General features: G+C 66.9%; 5 protein-coding genes and 2 rRNA genes (1 of these 7 running past the window's edge). All 7 read left to right on the top strand.

What is annotated here, in order from left to right:
- Nucleotides 1–723, top strand: a 23S ribosomal RNA gene (locus OG519_RS02980) (it extends 2,406 nt beyond the left edge of the window).
- Nucleotides 724–815: 92 nt separating this feature from the next.
- A 5S ribosomal RNA gene (gene rrf, locus OG519_RS02975) occupies nucleotides 816–932 on the top strand.
- Between the two features lie 124 nt (nucleotides 933–1,056).
- Nucleotides 1,057–1,665, top strand: a complete 609-nt coding sequence (locus OG519_RS02970; protein ID WP_405578226.1) for a CDP-alcohol phosphatidyltransferase family protein — start codon at nucleotides 1,057–1,059, stop codon at nucleotides 1,663–1,665.
- A gap of 23 nt (nucleotides 1,666–1,688) precedes the next feature.
- Nucleotides 1,689–4,184 (top strand): sugar phosphate nucleotidyltransferase, encoded by a 2,496-nt coding sequence (locus tag OG519_RS02965; protein WP_405578223.1) that lies wholly within the window; start codon nucleotides 1,689–1,691, stop codon nucleotides 4,182–4,184.
- A gap of 107 nt (nucleotides 4,185–4,291) precedes the next feature.
- The gene (locus tag OG519_RS02960) at nucleotides 4,292–5,242 is read left to right on the top strand and encodes a DUF881 domain-containing protein (RefSeq protein WP_405578220.1); all 951 of its coding nucleotides are present in this window, start codon (nucleotides 4,292–4,294) and stop codon (nucleotides 5,240–5,242) included.
- A complete protein-coding gene (locus OG519_RS02955) occupies nucleotides 5,239–5,571 on the top strand; it encodes a small basic family protein (RefSeq protein ID WP_405578218.1) in 333 nt (110 codons plus the stop codon). Before OG519_RS02960 ends, OG519_RS02955 begins: the two co-directional genes overlap by 4 nt.
- 7 nt (nucleotides 5,572–5,578) lie before the next feature.
- A complete protein-coding gene (locus tag OG519_RS02950; RefSeq protein ID WP_405578216.1) occupies nucleotides 5,579–6,358 on the top strand; it encodes a DUF881 domain-containing protein in 780 nt (259 codons plus the stop codon).
- Nucleotides 6,359–6,431: the final 73 nt, after the last annotated feature.

Here is a 6,431-nt window from a genome sequence, read left to right as displayed (position 1 = left end):
TCTGGTCGTGCTGGATGTCTAACCTCGGTCCGTGATCCGGATCAGGGACAGTGTCTGGTGGGTAGTTTAACTGGGGCGGTTGCCTCCTAAAGGGTAACGGAGGCGCCCAAAGGTTCCCTCAGCCTGGTTGGCAATCAGGTGTTGAGTGTAAGTGCACAAGGGAGCTTGACTGTGAGACTGACGGGTCGAGCAGGTACGAAAGTAGGGACTAGTGATCCGGCGGTGGCTTGTGGAAGCGCCGTCGCTCAACGGATAAAAGGTACCCCGGGGATAACAGGCTGATCTTCCCCAAGAGTCCATATCGACGGGATGGTTTGGCACCTCGATGTCGGCTCGTCGCATCCTGGGGCTGGAGTCGGTCCCAAGGGTTGGGCTGTTCGCCCATTAAAGCGGTACGCGAGCTGGGTTTAGAACGTCGTGAGACAGTTCGGTCCCTATCCGCTGCGCGCGTTGGAGTCTTGAGAAGGGCTGTCCCTAGTACGAGAGGACCGGGACGGACGGACCTCTGGTGTGCCAGTTGTTCTGCCAAGGGCATGGCTGGTTGGCTACGTTCGGGAGGGATAACCGCTGAAAGCATCTAAGCGGGAAGCCTGCTTCGAGATGAGGACTCCCACCCACTTGATGGGGTAAGGCTCCCAGTAGACGACTGGGTTGATAGGCCGGATGTGGAAGCCCAGTAATGGGTGGAGCTGACCGGTACTAATAGGCCGAGGGCTTGTCCATGTTTGCTCGCGTCCACTGTGTGGTTCTGAAACAATCAGCCACCACCCCCCTGTGAGGGATTCTCTCCGGGGTTGGTGTGTGTTTCATGGTGTTTCGGTGGTCATAGCGTTAGGGAAACGCCCGGTTACATTCCGAACCCGGAAGCTAAGCCTTTCAGCGCCGATGGTACTGCAGGGGGGACCCTGTGGGAGAGTAGGACACCGCCGAACAATTATTAGAGGCCCGGCCTCGGATCCGAACTCGGATCCGGCGCCGGGCCTTTTTTGTGCCTGCTGTAGAGTCGGCGCGCAACGTCCGCACGTAGATCACGTAGATACCGCAGGAGGGGACCCGGTGGAGGTCCAGGAGACACGGGTGCAAACGGATCGGATCTTCACGATCCCCAACATCCTGAGTATGGCGCGCCTGGTCGGCGTTCCCGTGTTCCTGTGGCTGATTCTGTGGCCGGAGTTCGGCGGCCCCAAGGTCGACGGCTGGGCCCTGCTCGTCCTGGCGTTCAGTGGCATCAGCGACTACCTCGACGGCAAGCTGGCCCGGCGCTGGAATCAGATCAGCAGTCTGGGCCGGCTCCTCGACCCCGCCGCGGACCGGCTGTTTGTCCTGTCCACGCTGGTCGGGCTCACCTGGCGGGACATCATCCCGCTGTGGCTGACGCTGCTGCTGCTGGCCCGTGAGGCGATGATGGCGGTGATGCTGCTGATTCTGCGGAGGCACCACTACGGCCCACCCCAGGTGAACTTCATCGGGAAAGCGGCTACCTTCAACCTCATGTACGCCTTTCCGCTGCTGCTGCTCAGCGACGGAAGTGGATGGCTTGCGACCGCGGCGGCTATTTTCGGCTGGGCGTTCGCAGGTTGGGGTACAACCCTGTACTGGTGGGCAGGGATCCTCTATGTGGTGCAGGTCCGGGGACTTGTCCGGGCGGACGCCATCGCTGACTGAGTCACGAGGAGGATGTTTCCGACATGAAGGCGGTTGTAATGGCCGGCGGGGAAGGTACCCGCCTGCGCCCCATGACCTCGAGCATGCCCAAACCTCTGCTGCCTGTGGTGAATCGACCGATCATGCAGCACGTTCTGACGCTGCTCAAGCGCCATGGCCTCACTGAGACGGTGGTCACAGTCCAGTTCCTGGCGTCCCTGGTGAAGAACTACTTCGGGGACGGCGAAGAGCTTGGAATGGAACTCACCTACGCCCACGAGGAAAAGCCGCTGGGGACGGCCGGAAGCGTCAAGAACGCCGAAGAGGCACTGAAAGACGATTCCTTCCTGGTGATTTCCGGCGATGCCCTCACAGATTTCGATCTGACCGAGCTGATCGAGTTTCACAAGGAAAAGGGCGCCCTCGTCACGGTGTGCCTGACCCGGGTCCCGAACCCGCTGGAATTCGGTATCACGATCGTCGACGACGAGGGTCGGGTCGAGCGCTTCCTGGAGAAACCCACCTGGGGCCAGGTGTTCTCCGACACGGTGAACACCGGTATCTATGTGATGGAACCCGAGGTGTTCAACTACGTCGAATCCGATGTGTCCGTCGACTGGTCGGGCGATGTCTTCCCGCAACTGATGAAGGAAGGCAAGCCGATCTACGGCTTCATCGCCGAAGGCTACTGGGAGGATGTCGGCACCCACGAGAGCTACGTCAAGGCCCAGGCGGACGTCCTGGAGGGCAAGGTCGACGTCGACATCGACGGTTTCGAGATCTCGCCCGGCGTATGGGTGGCGGAAGGCGCCGAAGTACACCCGGACGCCGTACTGCGCGGACCGCTCTACATCGGTGACTACGCGAAGGTCGAGGCCGGCGCCGAGATCCGCGAGCACAGCGTCATCGGCTCGAATGTCGTGGTGAAGACCGGTGCGTTCCTGCACCGAGCGGTCATCGCCGACAATGTGTACATCGGGCAGCACACCAATCTGCGCGGCTGCGTCATCGGCAAGAACACCGATGTCATGCGGGCGGCGCGGATCGACGAGGGCGCTGTCATCGGTGACGAGTGCCTGATCGGCGAGGAATCCATCATCTCCGGAAATGTGCGGGTGTACCCGTTCAAGACCGTTGAGGCCGGTGCCTTCGTCAACACCTCGGTCATCTGGGAATCACGCGGACAGGCGCATCTCTTCGGTGCCCGCGGTGTCTCCGGCATTCTGAACGTCGAGATCACCCCGGAGCTCGCGGTACGCCTGGCCGGCGCGTATGCGACCACGCTGAAGAAGGGCGCGACCGTCACCACGGCCCGCGACCACTCCCGTGGTGCGCGTGCGCTCAAGCGGGCGGTGATCTCCGCGCTCCAGGCCAGCGCCATCGACGTCCGCGACCTGGAGAACGTGCCGATGCCGGTGGCACGTCAGCAGACCGCGCGCGGCAGCGCCGGCGGCATCATGATCCGGACGACGCCGGGGCGGCCGGACTCGCTGGACATCATGTTCTTCGACGAACGGGGAGCCGACCTGTCGGCGGCCGGTCAGCGCAAGCTGGACCGGGTCTTCGCCCGCCAGGAGTACCGCCGGGCGTTCCCCGGCGAGATCGGCGACCTGAACTTCCCGGCCACCGTCTTCGACTCCTACACCGGCGCCCTGCTGCGGGCCGTGGACACCTCGGGCATCGCCGAGTCCGGGCTCAAGGTGGTGGTGGACGCCGCCAACGGCAGCGCCGGCCTGGTGCTGCCGAGCCTGCTCGGCCGGCTCGGGGTGGACGCGCTCACCGTCAACCCCGGTCTGGACGAGGCACGTCCGACCGAGACCGAGGAGAGCCGCAGGGCCGGACTGGTGCGGCTGGGCGAGATGGTCTCCTCGTCCCGTGCCGCTTTCGGGGTGCGCTTCGACCCGGTCGGCGAGCGGATGTCGCTGGTGGACGAGCGGGGCCGGATCGTCGAGGACGACCGGGCGCTGCTGGTGCTGCTCGACCTGGTGGCCGCGGAGCGACGCAGCGGCCGGGTCGCGCTGCCGGTGACCACCACCAGGATCGGCGAGCAGGTGGCGGCGTATCACGGCACCCAGGTCACCTGGACGATGACCTCGCCCGACGACCTGACCCGGGTGACCCGGGAGGAGGGCACGATCTTCGGCGGCGACGGCCGTGGCGGTTTCATCGTGCCGGAGTTCAGCAGCGTCTTCGACGGTTCGGCCGCGTTCGTCCGGCTGATCGGGCTGGTGGCGCGTACTCAGCTCACCCTCAGCCAGATCGACGCCCGTATCCCGCGCGCCCATGTCCTCAAGCGGGACGTGCCGACCCCGTGGGCGGTCAAGGGCTCGGTGATGCGCCGGGTGGTGGAGCAGGCCGGGGACCGGTCGGTGGACACCACCGACGGCGTACGGGTGGTCGAGTCCGACGGCCGCTGGGTGATGGTGCTGCCCGACCCCGCCGAGGCCGTCACCCACCTGTGGGCCGAAGGCCCGGACGACGCGTCCGCGCAGGCCCTGCTCGACGAGTGGTCGGAGGTCGTGGAGAGCGCCGGGCGTTAGTCAAGCGCCCCGGCGACCGCCGCGGCACCAATGCGGCACACCGCGCAAAGCAGGCCCCCGACGGGGCCGTTCGAGGGTGGGCGCTCCGACATGCGACGATGTCCGGCATGCCGCAGCACCCACCCGATCGGAGCAGCCCCGCGCCCGGGGCTGCTCCACGGCGTCCGGACGCCTCCATGTCGCTGCTCACCAACGTCATGGAGCACAGCCTGGACGACGGGTACGCGGAGGCGGCCGCCCGGCGCGGCGAGGTCGGCTCGTCCCGGCTGCCCGGGGCCCTCGGCGGCCGGCTGTGGCTGGCCGGCGGTCTGGTGCTCGCGGCGATCGTGGTCACCCTCGGGGCGGCCCAGGCGCAGGTGTCGGCGCCCACCGAGGCCAAGGAGCGGCAGAAGCTCATCGACCGGATCCAGAGCGAGACCGCGAGCGCCGACCGGCTTCAGCGGGACGTGGACACGCTGCGGGACAGTGTCTCCGCCGAGCAGCGGGCCGCGCTCGACCAGCACGGCGGCGACGGCAACGCGCTCCTCGAGCTGGTGGCCGCGGCGACCCCCGCGCGGGGTCCCGGGGTGCGGCTGGTCGTCGACGACGCCAGGGAGGCGTCGGTGGCGGACAGCGGCGGCCAGCGGTTGAGCAGCGGTTTCACCGACACCGGCCGGGTCCGTGACCGCGACTTGCAGCGGGTGGTGAACGGTCTGTGGGCGGTCGGCGCCGAGGCGATCTCCGTCAACGGGCAGCGCCTCACCGCCCTGTCGGCGATCCGCGCCGCGGGTGAGGCCATACTGGTCGACAACAAGCCGCTGGCACCGCCGTACACGGTGCTGGCGATCGGGGACGGGGAGCGGTTGAGCCAGGCATTCCAGGGGAGCGCGGACGGCCGGTATCTGCGGTCGCTGCGGGACAACTACGGTATCCGCACCAGCGTCTCCATCGAGGACAAGGTACGACTGGCGGCCGCGCCCAGCCTGATCGTGCGGTACGCCTCGCCGGTCCCCGCGCGGCCGGTGTCCGACGGCGGGCGTCAGGCGGGCGGGGCCGGGAGCGGAAAGGGTTCGAAGTGATCGCCGTACTGGGCCTCATAGCCGGGGTCGTGGTCGGACTGGTGCTGCGTCCCGTGGTGCCTTCCGGGGTCGAGCCCTATCTGCCGATCGCCGTGGTGGCCGCGCTCGACGCCGTCTTCGGCGGTCTGCGGGCCATGCTGGACGGGATCTTCGACGACAAGGTCTTCGTCGTTTCCTTCCTGTCGAACGTGGTCGTGGCCGCCCTGATCGTCTTCCTCGGCGACAAACTCGGCGTGGGCTCGCAGCTTTCCACCGGTGTCGTGGTGGTTCTCGGCATCCGGATCTTCTCCAACGCGGCCGCCATCCGCCGCCATGTCTTCCGGGCGTGACGCGGGTATGAGCGAGGAGAGGGACCTGCCGGAGCCCGGGGAGCGGCCCGCGGACACCGTGCCGGGGATCACCGGCCGGCAGCGGCTGGTGGCCGGGCTGTGGCCGCCGCGGCTGTCGCGGGCCCAACTGATCGTCGCGCTGCTGCTGTTCGTGCTGGGGCTCGGTCTGGCCATCCAGGTCCGCTCCACCAGTGACAGCGGTGGCGCGCTGCGCGGCGCGCGCCAGGAGGACCTGGTCCGTATCCTCACCGAACTGGACAACCGCGGCCAGCGGTTGCAGGACGAGAAGCGTGGTCTGGAGAGCCAGCGCGGTGAGTTGGAGACCAGTTCCGACCAGGCCGCGGAAGCGCTCAAGCAGACGCGCCAGAAGGCACAGCAGCTCGGCGTGCTGGCCGGTACGGTGCCGGCCCAGGGGCCGGGGATCACCTTGACCGTCACCGACCCGCATGGCGGGGTGGAGGCGGACTCGCTGCTCGATACGCTCCAGGAGTTGCGGGCGGCGGGCGCCGAGGCGATCCAGATCAACAACGTCCGTGTCGTCGCCGACACTTACTTCACGGACGGCACGAACGGAGTACAGATCGACGGGCATAAGGTGTCGCAGCCGTACGAGTTCAAGGTCATCGGCAATCCGCAGGATCTGGAACCGGCGCTGAACATCCCCGGTGGGGTGGTTCAGACGCTGGAGAAGGAGCAGGCCACAGCGGATGTCGGCAGGTCGCAGAAGATCGTCGTGAATGCCTTGCGGCCGTCGAAGCAGCCTGACTACGCTCGGTCATCCCAGTGAGGCCGGGGGTCGGGGCATCGGTGGGGTGCGGTGTAAGGGAAACTGTGTGCAGCGAGGGTTCGTCCTGCCCCAC

This window comes from Streptomyces sp. NBC_01190 (assembly GCF_045039895.1).
Taxonomy (GTDB): Bacteria; Actinomycetota; Actinomycetes; order Streptomycetales; family Streptomycetaceae; genus Actinacidiphila.
This window is presented reverse-complemented; position numbering and strand designations above follow the sequence as displayed.

Bases quoted from the DNA above. Each gene is read 5' to 3' on its own strand.
- OG519_RS02960 (WP_405578220.1), top strand. From the start codon at position 4,292: ATGCCGCAGCACCCACCCGATCGGAGCAGCCCCGCGCCCGGGGCTGCT.
- OG519_RS02965 (WP_405578223.1), top strand. From the start codon at position 1,689: ATGAAGGCGGTTGTAATGGCCGGCGGGGAAGGTACCCGCCTGCGCCCC.
- OG519_RS02950 (WP_405578216.1), top strand. From the start codon at position 5,579: ATGAGCGAGGAGAGGGACCTGCCGGAGCCCGGGGAGCGGCCCGCGGAC.